At 52.0% G+C, this 17,373-nt stretch carries 13 protein-coding genes; 6 read left to right on the top strand and 7 right to left on the bottom strand.

All coding sequences use genetic code 11. The annotated features are described in order from the left end of the window. Positions 1-9 precede the first annotated feature (9 nt). Positions 10-552, bottom strand: a complete 543-nt coding sequence (locus JRJ22_RS01700; protein WP_206102869.1) for a MarR family winged helix-turn-helix transcriptional regulator — start codon at positions 550-552, stop codon at positions 10-12. A 282-nt stretch (positions 553-834) separates the two neighbouring features. On the opposite strand from JRJ22_RS01700, the gene JRJ22_RS01695 reads away from it, so the two are divergent. From JRJ22_RS01695 to JRJ22_RS01685, 3 genes are all read left to right on the top strand, one after another. Beyond that, positions 835-1,275, top strand: a complete 441-nt coding sequence (locus JRJ22_RS01695; RefSeq protein ID WP_206102868.1) for a DUF6376 family protein — start codon at positions 835-837, stop codon at positions 1,273-1,275. 114 nt (positions 1,276-1,389) lie between these two features. Then, positions 1,390-1,692, top strand: a complete 303-nt coding sequence (locus tag JRJ22_RS01690) for a helix-turn-helix domain-containing protein (RefSeq protein WP_076139116.1) — start codon at positions 1,390-1,392, stop codon at positions 1,690-1,692. After that, positions 1,689-2,555 carry an IS3 family transposase gene (locus tag JRJ22_RS01685; protein ID WP_179088996.1) on the top strand — a complete coding sequence of 289 codons (867 nt, stop codon included), beginning with the start codon at positions 1,689-1,691 and terminating at the stop codon, positions 2,553-2,555. The genes JRJ22_RS01690 and JRJ22_RS01685 overlap by 4 nt, the downstream gene beginning before the upstream one ends. 63 nt (positions 2,556-2,618) lie before the next feature. On the opposite strand, the gene JRJ22_RS01680 is transcribed toward JRJ22_RS01685, so the two are convergent. From JRJ22_RS01680 to JRJ22_RS01665, 4 genes are all read right to left on the bottom strand, one after another. After that, a complete protein-coding gene (locus tag JRJ22_RS01680; RefSeq protein ID WP_232381003.1) occupies positions 2,619-3,743 on the bottom strand; it encodes a TolB family protein in 1,125 nt (374 codons plus the stop codon). 101 nt (positions 3,744-3,844) lie between these two features. After that, the gene (locus JRJ22_RS01675; RefSeq protein ID WP_206102867.1) at positions 3,845-5,311 is read right to left on the bottom strand and encodes a sensor histidine kinase; all 1,467 of its coding nucleotides are present in this window, start codon (positions 5,309-5,311) and stop codon (positions 3,845-3,847) included. Then, a complete protein-coding gene (locus JRJ22_RS01670; protein WP_206102866.1) occupies positions 5,308-6,003 on the bottom strand; it encodes a response regulator transcription factor in 696 nt (231 codons plus the stop codon). The genes JRJ22_RS01675 and JRJ22_RS01670 overlap by 4 nt, the downstream gene beginning before the upstream one ends. Positions 6,004-6,181: 178 nt before the next feature. Next, a complete protein-coding gene (locus tag JRJ22_RS01665) occupies positions 6,182-12,052 on the bottom strand; it encodes an S-layer homology domain-containing protein (RefSeq protein WP_206102865.1) in 5,871 nt (1,956 codons plus the stop codon). Positions 12,053-12,304: 252 nt separating this feature from the next. Between JRJ22_RS01665 and JRJ22_RS01660 the strand changes: the two genes are divergently transcribed. Further along, complete coding sequence (locus JRJ22_RS01660; protein ID WP_206102864.1) at positions 12,305-12,697, top strand: hypothetical protein; 393 nt, start codon at positions 12,305-12,307, stop codon at positions 12,695-12,697. A gap of 111 nt (positions 12,698-12,808) precedes the next feature. On the opposite strand, the gene JRJ22_RS01655 is transcribed toward JRJ22_RS01660, so the two are convergent. After that, complete coding sequence (locus JRJ22_RS01655; RefSeq protein ID WP_206102863.1) at positions 12,809-13,852, bottom strand: AI-2E family transporter; 1,044 nt, start codon at positions 13,850-13,852, stop codon at positions 12,809-12,811. Between the two features lie 204 nt (positions 13,853-14,056). On the opposite strand from JRJ22_RS01655, the gene JRJ22_RS01650 reads away from it, so the two are divergent. After that, a complete protein-coding gene (locus JRJ22_RS01650; RefSeq protein ID WP_206102862.1) occupies positions 14,057-14,899 on the top strand; it encodes an SDR family oxidoreductase in 843 nt (280 codons plus the stop codon). A 162-nt stretch (positions 14,900-15,061) separates the two neighbouring features. Here the strand turns inward: JRJ22_RS01650 and JRJ22_RS01645 are convergent, their stop codons facing one another. Next, complete coding sequence (locus tag JRJ22_RS01645) at positions 15,062-15,496, bottom strand: hypothetical protein (protein ID WP_206102861.1); 435 nt, start codon at positions 15,494-15,496, stop codon at positions 15,062-15,064. A 155-nt stretch (positions 15,497-15,651) separates the two neighbouring features. On the opposite strand from JRJ22_RS01645, the gene JRJ22_RS01640 reads away from it, so the two are divergent. Beyond that, on the top strand, positions 15,652-17,364 hold the full coding sequence (locus tag JRJ22_RS01640) for a glycosyltransferase family 2 protein (RefSeq protein ID WP_206102860.1): 1,713 nt from the start codon (positions 15,652-15,654) through the stop codon (positions 17,362-17,364). Positions 17,365-17,373 lie beyond the last annotated feature (9 nt).

Genomic DNA, 17,373 nt, shown 5'->3' with positions numbered 1-17,373 from the left:
CGTTATTTTTTAGTAGCTAAGATACTTGTTCTCTAACGCGGTTTTCCGCGGCTTCTGTTCAGGGCGGGTGGCAGCGGCTTCGGCATTCTGCCGGGCCAGCTCCAGCAGGGTGTCTGAGAATCCTTCCAGATTCCCGATCATCCGTTCATAGAAACGGCTCTGCTGCGCAAGCTCCTCCTCCGTGAAACCCTCGAACAGAAGCGTGATACATCGGGCTCCCACATTGCTGTTGCGCTTAACCAGCTCCCGTCCTTTTGCCGTAATATCCAGCAGTACCGTCCTGCGGTCATCTTCCTTCCGCCGGCGTACCGTGTACCCGCCCTTTTCCAGCTTGTCGCTCAGTGCCGTAATGGCGCCGGAGGTGAAATCGAGCTGCTCTGCCAGATCGCCGAGCCGCTGCTCGCCCTCGCGGATAATCTTGTTCAGGATCAGCATGCCCGGCAGGGCAATACCCTCCACATTCACCCGGTCACGCTCCTTCACGAATCTCCTTACCATCTTGCGGAAGAGCCAGTCGGCCTCCTCCAGGCGCTCCCACTTTTCATCTGTCATGCGCTTCCTGCCCTCCTCCATCAGCCAACAAAAAAAGGCTCCCGGCATACTCCCTTCATAGGGTAGTAATGCGGGAGCCTTTGGCGGTCCAATCGGCTCAGGTAATTATTTCACTGTTCATTTAATTAGTGGTGAACTATTGGTGTAATCATATACCCCCTTAAACCCACCTGTCAAGTATGAATTTAGAAAACAGTTAATTTTCCGCAACCCGCTCTGTATACTGCCGTATGAACTAGAGTAAACCTGGCACAAACGATAACTCAGAGAGGAGTGAAGCGAATGAAGAAATACAGTCTAAGTCTGCTGCTGTTCATCCTGCTGATTGTACCGGGCTGCGGGTTTGCGGAAAAGGTAGGGAATAGCGTCAGTTTCACCGCCGATACAGCTTCTTACATGCAGACGCTGACGGAGTTCGGGCAGGAAATGGATTCGCTGGCTGCCGATGCAGCAGCAGACCCGCAGGCTAAGGAGGCATTGATAGAAAGGCTGGCTGCTCTGAAGGAACAGATTTCCGGGTATGCCAATCTTCAGGTTCCGGAGTATGCAGCAGATCTGCATCAATCCATTGTGAGCTACAACGAGAAGCTCCAGCAAGGTCTGGATCAGGCTGCAACGAATCTGGAAGAAGGCAAAGCAGCCTTCGAATCGACAGGAATTCCTGCTACGATCAGCCAGATTAACGAGCTTTTGAACCAGCTGGGCCAGCTAACCCCTCAATGACAACATGAATAAACGCCCGGGAAATGAGCAGCTGCTATCTGAAGTGCACCCCTTAGAATAGACATTGGAAAAACCCCAGGGTAAATCCGATGTAATTCTAGGGGGTGCATTTTTATGCCAGCTAAGAAAGGTCAGAAGTTTAAGCATTATCCTGAGTCTGTGAAAGTAGAAGCTGTTCGACTGTTTATGGAGGAAGGATGGTGCTGCAGAAAGATTACAGAACACCTGGATATTAATGACAGGAAGCGTGTCAGTGTCTGGGTGAGGAAGTATCGGGCAAAGGGAAAAGACTCTTTTCAGGATAGACGTGGAGATCCGCACAGGTCTGAAACAGAGCAAGAGCGAGAACTACGTCGTTTACAGTTGGAGGTAGACGTTCTAAAAAAGTGGTTACAAATCTTGAATCGGGAGGGTTGAAGGATAGATATGTTGTCATCGACGAACTGAAGCATAAGCAGACCGTAAAGGAACTCTGTGGATATTTAGGGGTCCACAGAAGCGGTTACTATGCTTATCTGAAGCGCAAGGAAAAGGATCCAGACCAAGAGTTGAAACGTAAGATCAAAGCCATATACGAGCAACGGGACAAGACGGTAGGATACCGTCGGATACAGGATGAGTTATACCGCCAATATCACCTTGTCGTGAATCACAAGAAGGTTTTACGACTCATGCAGGAGCTTCGTATTAAGGCGATTATACGCCGTAAGTACGTCCATAGAACAACCTATGAGGCAGCAGTTTCGGATGGAAGAGTCGCAGAGAATCTACTGAAAAGAAATTTCAAAGCGGATAAACCCAACCAGAAATGGGTAACGGATGTTACACAATATCGGGTATTCGATGAGAAAATTTACTTATCAGCCATCAAGGATTTGTGGAATAACGAGATCGTCGGATACCACATTAGCAGATGTAACGACAATCCACTTGTATTAGAGACGTTTAGAAAGGCCTTTGAAACACATAAAGACGTGACTGGACTGATCGTTCACAGCGACCAGGGATGCCAGTACACGTCCCATGCATACCACGACATGCTGCCACAGGTTGGCGCCCAAATCAGCATGTCACGCCGAGGAAATTGTTATGACAATGCCTCCATCGAGAGCTTCTTCTCTCATCTTAAAGTCGAAGCACTCTACCCTTATGATATACGAAGTATCGCTGAGGCACAAAGAAGAATTGAGGAGTATATACGTTTTTACAATGAAGATAGAGCACAACGAAAACTAAACAAGCTGACTCCTGTTGAGTACAGGAATCAGCTTGTAGCCTAGGTCTTTTTTCAATGTCTACTAAATGGGGTCTTGACCAATCCCCCGGGCGTTCTTTTTTATGCGCTATGACAGCCTAATCACATAAGTCGTGATCTGATAAGCGTTATCCTTCAGCACGGCTGACGAAGCCAGCAGCTTCTTGCCGGAAGGACTCCAGCGCAGCTGGTCGGCAATCTCAATATCTCCAAGCAGCGGGGTCTGCTCCCCGGTCTCAAGTGTGGTGATGAACACTCCGTTCTGGTCATCTGCGGCATTCTCAGCGATTAACGAATATGCCAGCTTGCTGCCGTCCGGCGACCAGCTGGTTCCGAAAACCTGCTGGCCAGAGGCCAGCTCCGACTGCTCATTGCCTTCACTGTCACAGAGCACCAGCACCATTTCGCCCGGCTGGGTCCGCTTCACAATGGCCAGCTTGCTGCCGTCGGGGGACGGAATGGCCCAGACCACATTTTTCTTCAGAGCCTTGGACTGCTTGGTCTCAGTATCGTAGGCGTTCAGCTGCATCTCCTCACCGGTCACATAGTAGATGATATTCCCCGACTGCCCCAGCTCATGGACATACGGCTCGCCGGGCTTCACCACCGTCTCTTTATTTCCCTGTACATCTACGCTGTATACAGTCCCGTCCATACTGGGATAAATCACATGCCCGTCGTCTGCCCACCCGCCTTCTTCCATCCGGAACGGAGCTTCATCCACCTTGACGGAAGCGCCTGTGGCAAGATTCATAATGTACCCGAGACCTACCACATCCTCCGCCTCTTTGTACAGGAGATACTTCTTATCAGGAGACAGCTGGACAGCGCCATAGTTCTTGTCCCCTTCCACTAGCGGGGTTTCTTCCCCGGAGGAAAGGGTATGCAAATAAAGATTATGCGGATAGCGCTCCGTGCCTTCAATCCTCTGCGGGGCCAGATTCCGGTTCTCTTTGTCCACCGCAATGACGTCCTCATTAACCCAGTCCATGCCGCGAACACCTTCGACCTTGTCGATGCCCGCAAGCTTCAGCTTGGTGTATACAGATTCGCTGGTATTATCCATTACCGTAATTTGAGTACCCGACTTGTCAACGACCTTCCGCGGCTCTGTATTTCCAGAACTGCATGCTGCCAAATTCAGCACAAGTGCTGTGCCCAGCACCATCAGCCCCGCCCTGCTGAGCCTGCCGCCTGTGAGTATAATCATCATTACCTCCCCCTACAGTGTTGTTGCTCCCATGCTCCAAGCCTACCGAAAAAGTATTTCCAAAATACTGCATAATGTTTCCAACTTGTAAACCTTACTAAGACTTACACCACTACCGGAAAAGAAAGCTGGAACACCGAGCCTTCGCCCTCTGTCTCCAGCAAAGCAATGCTGCCGTTCTGCTTCTCTACGAGATTGCGCACAAGGGACAGCCCAAGACCGGTTCCTCCTGACGCCCGGGAGCGGTCACGGTTTACTGTATAGAACGGCTCGAAGATCTTGTCCCGCGCTTCCGCCGGGATGCCGATGCCGGTATCGCTGATCGTGATCCACACCCGGCCTCCCCGGACCTCACTGCGAAGATGGACCGCCCCCTGCGGGACATTATATTTGATGGCATTATCGATCAGGTTGATGAAGATATGCATGAAGCTCTCTTTGTCGATCCAGATGTGCGCAGGCTCCGCCTCCAGCGTAATCGTCAGGCCAAACCGCTCCGCCTTGCCGTTCATCCGGCCGCAGATATCCCGCAGCCCTTCGGCTACCTCAAACAGCTCCGCCTGCGATTCGAAATCATATTTCTCCAGCGCGGTCAGCTGCAGCACCTTATCCACCATCTCATACAGCCGGTCCGTTTCTTTGGCGATATTAGTCTTAGCCTCCAGCAGCAGCTTGGGATCATCGTCATACATGTTCAGCAGGTCCACATATGCCTTAATCGAGGTCAGCGGTGTCTTGAACTCATGGCTGATATTGCCGATATACTGCTTCTGCTGCTGCTCCAGCGCCTGGAGCTTCGTCACGGCAAGCTGCAATTTGTGCTGCTCCTCATCTTTTGCGGCAATACTGCTCTCAATTTCCCTGCTCATAAAATAAATCCCGTCCGCCAGCTCACCCAGCTCATCCTTCCGCGTAAGCGGCGGGGCGGAGATGTATTCCGTCCGGCGTATCGACTCCGCCGCCTTCTTCAAGCGGCTGATCGCTGATGCTGCACGGTTGAAATACAGATAGCCGGTAATGAAGCTTAGCAGGAGCACTGCGGCTCCGGTCGTAAGGAACAGATTGCGGAGTGTCTGCTGGAAGCTCAGCGAACTCTTCAGCGAGTATTGCAGCTGCACTACACCCATCTGCCCCTCCGGGCCTTGAAGCGGAGCCAGGTAGAGCAGCTTGTCGCCTGCATTCTGGTAGGCGATCTTGTTCTGCAGCGCATAGGCCAGCGCAGCGGCGGCACCGGCGCTGACCTGTGCAGGCTCACGCTGCACCGAGCTTCCCACCTGCTCGCCCTGCGCATCGTACAGCGTGACCTCAAGGCCGGTAAAGCCGGCCAGCTCTGCAGCCAGCTCACGTCCGCGCCGCTGCAGAAATTGCTGCGGCTCAAGGCGCACCCCCGTATAGTAGGTCTGCTTCACCCGCAGATTGACGGTTTTGACATGCTGGGCGAGCGAAGCCTCCGCCTGTGTCAGCCCGTTGCGCTCTACGCCGCGCAGCACGAAATAGCTCAGCACACTGATCGCCAGGATGAGCAGGACCCCCAGAAACAGGCTGAATTTCAGCTTGATGCTGACTCTCATGTGTAGCTCCCGGCCGGTACAGCTTTATAGCCGACGCCATAAACCGTCTGCAGTATATTCTGATACGGCTCGCCGAGCTTTTTGCGCAGCCGCTGGATGTGGATATCCACCGTCCGCGTGCCGCCGGCATAGTCCATCTCCCATACCTGCTCCAGTAGCTCTTCCCGCATATATACACGCTGCGGGTGGGAGAGCAGGAGCAGCAGCAGATCAAACTCCTTCGGCGTCAGCTCAAGCTCCCCGTCCCCGAGCTCGGCTGAACGCCGTTCGGGATGCACGCGCAGCGCCCCATATTCGATTACCTCGCCGGTATTTTCGCCCGTCTTCTTCTCCAGCCTGCGCAGTAGCGCCTTCACACGGGCCAGCAGTTCACGGATTTCGAACGGCTTGGTCATGTAATCGTCTGCACCGAGCTCAAGCCCCACGATTTTATCAACAATATCATTTTTGACGGTCAGCAAAATAATCCCTATATCATCCCGGTCTTCCAGCCGGCGGCACACATCATATCCGCTCAGCTTCGGCATCATCACGTCCAGCACCAGCACATTCGGATGAAAGGTCCGCACCTTGGAAAGTGCCTCTTCACCGTCCCCGGCGGTATCAACGTCATAACCTTCACGCCGCAGCGCGTAAGCAATCGCACTGGAAATGCTCTGTTCGTCATCAACGACCAGTACTTTTTTGTTCATCTGCGGTTCACCTTCTTTTTCAGGAGTTCTTTCACCATAGCCTTTTCGCATCCTAATGCTAGTATACCGTTGTTTAGCCGCCGGACAAACCTGCAGAACTTAACGGAACGGCAGCAGCCCAGGATACAGACGGCAAAAAGCAGACCGGAGTCTCCTCCGGCCTGCTTACACTCCAAGCTTAATTTCCTAGTAAACTGTATACCAGCTTCGCGGTTTCCGCCCGCGTAATCCTACCCTGCGGATCAAACCGGTTGCCGTTCTTACCGTTGATCAGGCCCTTGGCCTGCAGTTCGCCCACCGCATCCTTTGCCCATGCGGAGATGCTGCCCGCATCTGCGAATTTCACATCTGCAGCTGTAGTGTTCTGGGATGGTGCACTGTTCTTATATTGCAGCAGTCTGCTCAGAACAAGTGCCGCTTCTTCGCGTGTAATCGTGTCCTTCGGACGGAAGCTGCCTCCGTTGCCTTCCATAATTCCAAGCTCTGACATCCTCGCTACAGCCTGGGCATAATAGGCTCCGACCTGCACATCGGCAAAAGCACTAGGCCCCGCAGTGACGGATGCACCTTCCAGCCCCATAACACGCATGGCCAGCACAGCGAAGTCCGCACGCGTTACATTCGTCAGCGGCCCGAAATGGTCCTCATCCATACCCATGATCATGTGCTTGGCTGCCAGCTTTGTAATAAAGCTCTCTGCCCAGTTTCCGCTCACATCGCTGAAGAGCTTGCGGTATTCCATTACCGCATATGTTGAGAAGTGATCGGTCATAAAGCTGACGGTGTTATTCTGAAATACCCCGCCCATATACTGCAGGCTGCTTCCGTCAATGTAATAAACGCCGGCATAATCCTGGTTGACAGCCGCAAGCTGGGCTGGCGTAAGCGTCAAGGTTACCGTTACTTTTCCCTTGAGCTGGTGAACCGTTGTATCCTTGCCTTCGCCAGATGCTCTAAGCTCCACAGTGACGGCCGCCTTCGGCTGGCTCATCCCGTTAGCGGAACTGCTGCTTGTCTGGATTGCCTGCTCAACCTGCGATGTCAGCGCCGTATTAATAATCAGCTGCAGCTGATGGCTGCCTGCCGGAATTTCCGGCAGCGATGAAGCCGGAACCGTCAGCTGGAATCCGGAGCCGATAATCTTCAATGCCTTCCCGCTGTCTGCGGCCTGCTTCACCCCTGCAGCATCCAGCACCAGCTGGATAGCCGCCTGGCCGGCAGCTCCATCGTTTAATCGAATCTGTACCTCTGCCTCGGCTGATTCCTGAACCGCCTTCCGGAAATCGGCCAGGCTTACGCTATAGCTGCCATCGCTGCCTTTATCCAGCAGGATACTCCCTTTACCCGCAGCAGCGCCGGCTGTCGGGCTTGGTGAAGCTGAGGCCGGCGCTGCTGCGCCCGAACCCGGGATTGAAACCATTGGATCCGGGGTTACCGCAGGTGCCGGTGACGGCGTTACCTCCGGTACCGGGGTTGGCGTCGGAGTCGGAGTCGGTGTTACGTCCTCTTTTCCAGTGTAGAATCCCCAGATATCAGACAGCACGCTGCCTGTATTCTCATCTTCCACCTTGGTATACCACTGATAATAGCTATCCGGTTTCAGCTTGCTCCAGGTTGCCGTCACTTGCGAACCGCTGGCTACTCCAGCTTTCGCGGCAATCTCCTGGTCACTGTATACCTTCACACCAATATAGTCAGTCGCCACACGCTTGGTCACCGGCTGCAGATCCAGATCAAGCGTGAACTCATCTTTGCCTGGATATTCATCCTTATCGTAATAGTTATAATCATCCAGGTAAGGAGAGTAAGTCTTCACATGCAGCTGATTGTTCGCTATATCAAACTGAAGCAGACGGATATATCCAAGACCGCCTTCAGCAGCCCCTTGGTAATCAGCCAGCATTTGATACACATTGCGGTCGGCAACGCCGTCGCCATTGTCATCCAGCTGATCTACCTTTAGCTCGGCATCATGATAGTGTCCGGACAACGCTGCAAATACGTTCTTATTCGGCTTCACTACCTCTTCAAAAATCTTATCGGCGATTGGTGCGCGGTTGTTGGATACGAGCATGTATTCATGCAGGCACAGAATCGCTTTGCGCTCAGGATAACGGGCAACTACCGCGTTCATCCACTGAATTTCCTGGTCAGCCAGTCCCCAGCCCATATAAACAATAATGAAATCATTGCCGTTCGCAGAAACGAGATCATAGTGCCCGCGGTTATTGTCGTAGGATCCCCCGTAAATAGGGAGGTTCTTGAAACGCCATTCGCCAAAATATTCCCAGAATTTCGTATAATCGCCGTTCTGGTGACCAACATCATGATTACCCGCAAGCACGCCGTAAGGAATTCCTGCATCCTCCAGCACCTTCATGTCCATGTCGGCTTCTTGCCATTCATATTCCTGATAGGATTTATCGACCACATCGCCGGTGTGAATAACATATTTAAGGTTCAGGCTGTCTTTGTTGTCGGCAATCCACTGTACATTTTTACGGTAAATGTAAGGGTAACTCTGCGAATAATACTGGGTATCGGACATCCATACAAAAGAGAAATCATACGTGTCCTGAGTAACCGTTGCTGCCGGCGCAGCAGAGATCTCATCCTGCACCATAACGGCAATCTTGCCGCCTTCGGCATATTCTCCGGCGGCTACCGTAGCTTTGAGTTCAAAGTCTTCCGCAGCCGCAATCTTGTGATCCAGCAGGGCCCAGTTTTGCAGCGCAGGGCTCCAGGCATACAGACTGACCTTCCGGCCCGGCAGAGAGTTACCCTTCCATTCAAGGTCCACACGGTCTGCAGCCTTTACGGATTCATCCAATTTGATTTCATAACGCTGATACGGGAACTGCTCCACCGCATCATTGACCAGATAATTCCCGTCAACGGAACTGATTTTGCTATACTCTTCAGCAGTGAGCGCCTGTTCACCGGCAGGAACCGGCTGCTTAGGCGGCTCTGTGTCGGAAGCATTCTTAAAGCCAGCGAAGCCTTGCTCCGGATGGTTGGCATCATACTTGTACCCTTGATAGAACTTAACGTTCAGCTTGTCACCCGTCGGGTCTTCTACCTTGACGGCCAGGCCCGGGTTAGTGCCGATGCTGCTTGCCCCATTGGCGGGTGCAACCAGCTGCGGCGCAAGCGGGTTCTCTTCAGGAACCTCGAATGCAATCTGCTTCTCTGCCTTATTTCCGGCCTTATCTGCCGCAGTGATGGACAGATGATGGGTTCCCCCCGCAAGCTTCCCGGATGAGGTGACATAAGGCAGTTCAATCTGCTTGTCATCCAGCTTCACGCTGACCTGATCCACACCGGCGTACACATCATCGATGGCGGCGTTAATCTCGAAAATGCCGCGATAGGTCTGTCCGTCTTTAAGGTTCGGCTGGATAGACGGAGCGGTATTGTCCACAATGACCTTGGACTTCACTTGCCCCGACCCCAATTCAAGCGCAAGCGTGTGAGGCCCGTCCTGCACTGTTGTCGTATCCCAATTAAAGGTTTTGGAACGCAGCAGCTCCGGCTTCAGTTCAAAGCGGAAGCCAATGGAAGGCAGCTTGCCCGTACTGTCGCCCATCTTGATTTCTTTATCCCGCCCGCTGTAAGAAGGATCCCATATCTCCGTTCCGTCAGCCAACAATAGACGGACATTCTTGACCTCGAAGTCGTCTTTGTTCTCTTCCGGCCGCGGATCAAACGGAGAGGATTTAGAGCCTGCACGGATGTAGATCACATTGTCTACACCGGCTTGCAGTCTGTCAGCAGAAATTGGGAAGGACAGTGTTGTATAAGAGGTAATAGGGTCCATGAATGTATACAGAATGCTCTTATCCCCTAATTCCTCGGGCCCCATTGTAACGGCGTTTTTGAAATAGTAATCCACATTCTTCGCTTCAAATACAAAATAAGCATCATTCTCTAGCGAGCTATACGTCTGCTGGGATTCTATCATCTTGCCGTCAATGCTTAAGCCCAGCTCAGCGGCAGAAGCACTGGCGGAGGTCCCCTTCACGGTAACGGCACCATGCAGCAGCGCCTTATCCTTAACATTCAAACGCAGCGCCGACTGATCCGGGCCGCCGGTGACAGCCACCTTCATTTCTTGTGTTTCCGTCTCATGGGCTCCGTCCGAAACTACAAAATAATACCGGATCTCATTTCTGCCGATCAAATCAGCCGAGGTTAATTTGAAATGGTACAGGTTATCATTGAAGTCCTGGGCCAGGTTATGGCTAACATAGTCCGGATGCTTGTCCGAGGCCACTCTCACTTCCACAGATGTAATTTCCTTATTGTCATCGGCAAATGCCTTAAGATCAAGGCTTGCCGATTGATCCACTTCGGTTACCCCGGTGAGGTCATTCACTGTAGGCGCTTCGTTATCCGGCTCGATATGAACCGGTATGCCAGGAACCTGTGCTGGCTCCGTAGTGCCCGGGGACGGAGCAGCCGCCCCAGAGCTGATCTTCAGCATTTTGCTGGAGCCATTCGCGGGATATTTATATAGCAGCGCTTTGTTTTCCTTGGTTTCGTCGCCTTTAGTCCCGCCATTATATATGGTATCAGCATCATAATAAGCTGCGGAAATTTCCTTCTCCGTATTGCTCTTGATGACAATTGCCCGGCGGCCGGAGTTGGCCATACCGTCACTTTTGATGAGGAAGAGATTCGTGCCCTCTACCAGACTTGTATTAAAAGCCGCATTAAAGTCGCTTGCCTTATAACCGGCATTAGCACTGTTAATGACCCAGAAGACTACCGACTGCTGCGCCGGAATCAGGAAACTCTCCTGGGTGGACGGCCACTTCACATCTGCCGAAGGGCCTTTGTCGGTATAGCGGTAGAACAGCTTGTAGTTCTTGAAATCCAGCGGCTGGTCCGTATTGTTGTAGACTTCAATAAACTCAAAGGCGTCGCTGGAGTTTCCTGCTACGTTGGTGGAGTTCGGCAGCAGCTCCGTGACGAGCAGAGGCGGTACCGCCTCAGGATTAAATTCCGGCAGATTCACGTGTACCGAATAGCTCTCGGTGACATTCTTCACCCGGATGCTGTAGTTCAGCACCGGTTCTTCCAGCGCCGCTACCGGAATGACAGCGGAATATTCCCCACCGCCTGCCGGAGTCATAGTGATAACCGTATCCCGTAGCTGCGAAGAGGTACGGTACAGCAGTTCCACTGCGGGAGGCGTTTCCTGCGGCAGATGGGTAACAGTCGCATGAATGACGAGATCCGCCGGATCGGTACTGGCCACCGGAGTATGGATAATCTCTGGTGTCTTATCGACCGGTACCGGGACAGGCACCTGCGCAGCTGTTACGGTTCCCGGTGTGGCTGGGGTCGTACCGGCTTCGGCCATCAGCACCATTTCCGAACCCCCGGTTTCCGGATACTGGTAGACAATCCCGTTATTCTCTTTCACCTGATCCTTGGTGTAGGAAGCAGAACTAATCAGCGTATCACCGGATTTACTTTTGATTTGCAGGTTGCGGGCGGACGTGTTCGCCATGCCACCGCCTCCGCTAATCCGGAAGAGGTTCACTCCCTCCTGCAGGGAAGCTGCAGGGGTAAAGTTAGCGATGAAACTCTCCGCAGTCGCCTCCTGGTTGGACCCGTTCATAATCCAGAACACAATATTTCCGCGGGCCGGAATAACCGCATCTCCGCCCGTAGTCCAAGTATCCCTGCCGTAATAATAGAAGTAGTAATCCTTGAAATTAACCGGAGCATCAGTATTATTGTAGACCTCCACGAATTCATAACCATCGGCGCTGCCTATGTTTTTCGTGTCCGGAACAAGCTCTGTAATGAGCAGGGCTCCCGCCTGGGCTGGTGCAGCATAGACGGCGGCTGTAACCGATTCCGTAGTGTAATGTGCTTCCGGTTGCATTACTTCGTTCAAGACCGGCACAAGCTCGGATGATGTCTGCTGTATATCCGGCGATATTTCCTGGGCGTATCCTCCAGGAACCATGACCCCAAGCATAAGACTGCTTGCAATCAAACCGGATAACAAGCTTTTACCTCTGGCTGTAACTCTCAACTTTTGAACACTCCCCATATGCGCAAATTTGCTATATCATGCATAAACATGCAAGTAATTAGCCATTTCTTGAGTATACGGAAGGTCTGTCAACCCACTGTCAGTTCAGAGTAAAATTTAAGGTATTATTTAATTAAATTTAAGGCTGCTATCAGCTTGGTCATTTACAATAGGATTAGAGTAAAGTCCTATACTGACAACAACGCCTCCTTGATTGATACACATTACGGCAAACGAAAAGAGGATATTTATATGAACATAAAACGAGTAATGATCGTTGGGACAATGATTGTAGCGATGTCTTTCGGAGGAACGGCCTGGGGCAAACCGGCCGCCGTCACGTTACCGGTAGCCAAATGGTCCACTTCCGCAAGTGTGGCGGACAAGGACGAACTGCTGGATGCGCTGAACCAGTCTTCTGACGAAGAGCTATACGAGGCACTGTATGACGGCAAGTCCCTGAAGGATATTGCCGCAGAGAACGGCGGGAATATCCATAAGGTTATCAACCTCCAGGTCGCACAGCTGACTCAGCAGCTGGATTCACGGCTGGCCAGCGGCAGCATTTCCAGAGAGCAGTACACTGTCCAAAAAGCCGAATTACGAGAGCTTGTAACCCAAAGTGTCACTACCGCGTTCGGCTGATAGCCGCATACTTAATCTTAGAATTTGCATACTTAGGCGACAACATATCTTATGTTAGTTACAAAAAAGGCAGCCTCTCAGCAATTCTGCTTACGGGCTGCCTTTCCTGTTTTATGAAATTTCCGGCTTCTTGCCGGGCTCTTCACGGGTAACTTCAAGGATATCCAAGAAGAATACAAAGATCGGAATCCCGAGAATAAGTCCCCATACGCCAATGTAATGCTCGGAGAACAGCAGCACGATAAACGTATAGAACATGGGCAGGTTCATCTTCGAGGACATCAGCTTCGGATTCAGGAAATAACCCTCCATAAAGTGCAGCACTGCGATCATAGCTAATACATAGATGACCACTTCCAGCCCGCCGATATTATAGCCGATAATACAAAGCGGAACCAGCGAGATGACAAAGCCGACTACCGGAATCAGACTGAGCAGGAAAATCATGATAGAAAGCGCAAACAGGTAAGGGAACGGTGAGAAGAACATGCCCAGAATCCACAGCCCTATAACGGTGAACACGGTATTGAACAGTGCGATCAGAATCTGCGCCTCAATGACTTTGCCAAAGGAGGAAATGAATTTTTTGCCGAAATACTCAAGCTCAACGTAGAACCAGGATATCTTGCTCTCTCTCAGGCGGGAAGTGAAGCTGACGATGCGGCTTTTTTCCAGGATGAAAACAAAGCTCAGAATGGTGGATAATACGAAGGTGGTGCCCCAGTTGCTGATTTTGAACACATAGTCAATTCCGCCCTTGAGATAAGACTGATAATTCAAATCCTTGAGCGTAACGAATATGTACTGGGTAATCTGGTTTTGCGGGATGTCTTCGGGAGTTAAATTCGATAAAAAGGTGGTTAACTGCTTAATTTGCTCGAACACTTTGGGCAGGTATTTTACCAGGGCAAGTACAATCATGGTGATAAGGGCCAGGTACAACACGATAATAATGACCTTGCTGTTTACCCGGATATACTTGCTGATCCGCTTCGTCAGCAGAACCTGAAAACTGTTCATCACGTAAGCAATCAAAAACGTCAGGAGCACTAAATTCAGCATGTCTCTGATACTGTAGAGCAGAAGTCCGATCAGCACCAGTATTCCAAAGCGCCGGATCGTTATATTTGCGTAATAACGTTTAAATACTTCCATTGTTCCTCTCCATTCGCTTACTACTATAGACTTAATTATAGTCTACAGTAATGAAATCTTTGATACAACTTAAGCTGGCCGTAAAAATAGGCGAAAATGCGGACTTTATGCCGGACATAAGAGAGATGCACCCGGTACATGCTATAATGTGTTTGGAAATTCCTAATTTATCCAACAATTAATTCATTGGAGGTTGCATTTAAAATGAGCAAAATCATCTGCATTACCGGCGCCTCTTCCGGAATCGGACTGGCTACGGCTTTGAAATTCGCCCGTGAAGGCTGGACTGTATACGCCGGCACGCGGAATCTGGCCCGTGACCAGGAGCTGTACTGCGAAGAGACCCATCTGCATTTCGTCCATCTCGAAGTCACAGATCCGGACAGCATCCAGCTTGTGATTGACGAGATTGAGCGTGAGCACGGCTCTCTGGATGTGCTGTTCGCAAATGCCGGCTTCGGCTACCTCCGCGCACTTGGACAAGCGCCGGTGGAAGATATTCAGCGCGTCTTCGACACCAACGTATACGGTGTAATGCATACGATCCGGGCCGCACTGCCGCTGCTGCGCAAGAGCGGATACGCTCATATCGTGGCCACTTCAAGTGTAGGCGGACTTGTCGGACAGCCGATGAATGAAATATACTGCGCCAGCAAATTTGCGGTAGAAGGGCTGCTGGAAAGTCTGGCTACCTATTACAAACCGCAATTCAACATCGACGTAACTTTGCTGGAGGCAGGGGCGATTGCCACAGAATTCAACAAAACCGTGCTGGGGCATGTAGCCGGCACCGGCGGGATTCTGGACGACGAATATAAGCCGGTAATCGATGCTTACACCGCAACCTTTCTGCAGCGGAATGTAGAGCCCCAGACGGCAGAGTCCGTAGCTGACGTTATGTGGGAACTGGTGCATATGGAGACCAAGCCGGTGCGTATCCGCACCTCGGAGCGGGCTGAAGCCTTTGTATCCCGCAAAGTAAGTAACGACCCTACCGGCCTGGAAGGCGTACTCAGCACCCGCAAAATTCAGCTGAATATGCAGTAAAGACCGGGCGGCAGGATTCCCCCTAAACGATTCCATGCTTCTTATCATACGTCTATCCCTGTTCCCGCGTTTCAGACACTGAATAATAAGTTTCCAACCCCATCTGCCAAAAAAATTGCCCCCCGGCTGGTTGCCGGGAGGCAATTTAATTTATAGTGCGGCTTACCGCTGGATCGGCTCAATCCGGTAGACTCCGGACTCCGGTCCGGCGTTGATCACCCAGCCAAAGGACAGAACGTTTTCCACACGTTTTTTCTCGTCAGCGTTTAAGGACACCTCAACCGCTTCCTTGCCTTCCTCCAGCTCCAGCTGCGGCTCGAGGCCGAGGGCAACAGAGATCCAGCTGCGGATGCCGCGGATCGTATTGTATTTAATCTGGTAGCCTTCCATTACCGCCTGCCGGTATTCTTCCGGCTTCTCACCTGCAAGAGCCGCAAGCTGCTGATAATCAAATTCGAACGGACTGTTGTCTACCGGCAGTTCTCCGGCAGAGGTAATGGCCAGCAGCTCTTCATTCGACCAGCCCCGTCCCCGCAGGGACTCCAATAACAGCGCATCCCATTGTGATAATCTAACCTTGTTCACTGTTTCCGACATGTTCTCTACCTCCCGCTTTTTCCTAGAAATCATGCAAAATTAGGGTTAGTCCCGTACATCTCTAAATATATTGAATATATATAACTCACATCATCTATTTGTGGATGCAAGGAGATGTTCTATACCATGATAACCCTATTCAGGAGGGTTCGGCTATGAGCGAGACGAAGACCCGGGTGCTGGTTGGCAGCCCGATTCACCAAAAACCGCAAATCCTGCAAGAGTTCCTGAATTCACTGCTGCGCCTGCGGTGTGACGGAGTGACACTGGATTACTATTTTATCGATGACAATGAGGATGATGCTGCAAGTGAGCTGCTCCGGAAATTCGACCCGGGCGGCAGCGAGGTCTTCCACCAGTCCTCCGGCTTCCATGATGCGTATATCCGCAATGATACCACTCATTTCTGGAATTCCGACCTCGTCTGGAAAGTGGCCGGCTTCAAAAACCTGATGATCCGCCGGGCAGAGGCCTTCGGCTATGATCATCTGTTCCTGATTGATTCCGACCTGATCCTCCATCCGGATACGCTGCTTCATCTGATCCGGACGGAGAAGGATATTATTTCGGAGATATTCTGGACCCAGTGGCAGCCAGACACCTTAATGCAGCCGCAGGTCTGGATGCATGATGAATACAACCAGTGGGAGATTCTCCCCGGGGAAAAGGTAGGTCCGGAGGAGATCAACCGCAGATTCCAGCTATTCCTGTCCAGGCTCCAGCAGCCGGGAATTTATGAAGTAGGCGGCCTCGGCGCATGCACCCTGATCAGCCGCCGGGCCATTGAGTCAGGAATCAGCTATGACAGGATTCCGAATATTTCCTACTGGGGAGAAGACCGCCACTTCTGTATCCGTGCCGCTGCCCTTGGCATTCCGCTCCATGTGGATACGCATTATCCGGCTCTGCATCTGTACCGGGATAGCGACCTGGCCAAGGTCACAGACTTCATCCGGCTTACAAGCGCAGAGGTGACGGCGGGCGGATCTGAGTCCGGGGCAGCAGACAAGGCCGGGGTAACGGCCGAGCCGCAGCTCCGGCCGGATCCGGAGCCTGCTTCCGTCATGTGGTCGGCGGCGGAAGCGGAGAACCGCCTTCATAAGGATCCGCTGTCCCAGCCGGAGAATTCCCCTAATACCGCTAGGGCAGCTGCTTCGTCTGCGGCCGCCAAGCGGCCCAAGCTCACGCTGATGATGGCCGTCAAGAACGAAGCTCCCCGCTTCCTGCGGACAGTACTGCAGGAGCACCGCAAATACATTGACGAGGCCGTCATCATTGATGACGGCAGCACGGATGACACTGCGGACATCTGCCGGGAAGTTCTTCAGGGTATCCCGCTTCACCTTGTGCACAATACCGTCTCCAGGTTCAGCAATGAAGCCGAGCTGCGCAAGCAGCAGTGGGAAGAGGTCGTCAAAACAAAACCCGAGTGGATTCTGAGCCTGGATGCGGATGAAATGTTCGAGGCACGTTTCGCCCAGGATATAGAGATTCTGCTGCAGGAAGACAACTGTGACCTGTTCTGCTTCCGGCTGTACGATTTCTGGGACGACCATCATTACCGTGAAGACATGTACTGGCGCTCCCACCAGAGCTACCGCCCGTTCCTGCTCCGCTACCGGGAGGATTTTCCCTATGTCTGGAATGACTCACCGCAGCACTGCGGACGGCTCCCGGAGAATATTTTTGAATTGCCCCATCAGCTCAGCAATCTGCGGCTCAAGCATCTCGGCTGGTCCCGGCCGGAATACCGGCTCGATAAATATATACGCTGTATGCAGCTGGACCCCGACGGCGTCTACGGATGGATGGAGCAATATCAGTCGATTCTCGACCAGCACCCCAAACTGGTTCCTTGGACAGAGTGAACGGTGATA

This window comes from Paenibacillus tianjinensis (assembly GCF_017086365.1).
In the GTDB taxonomy this organism is placed as follows: Bacteria; Bacillota; Bacilli; order Paenibacillales; family Paenibacillaceae; genus Paenibacillus_AQ; species Paenibacillus_AQ tianjinensis.
The sequence above is the reverse complement of the archived record's forward strand: the minus strand, read 5'-3'. Positions and strand labels throughout refer to the sequence as shown.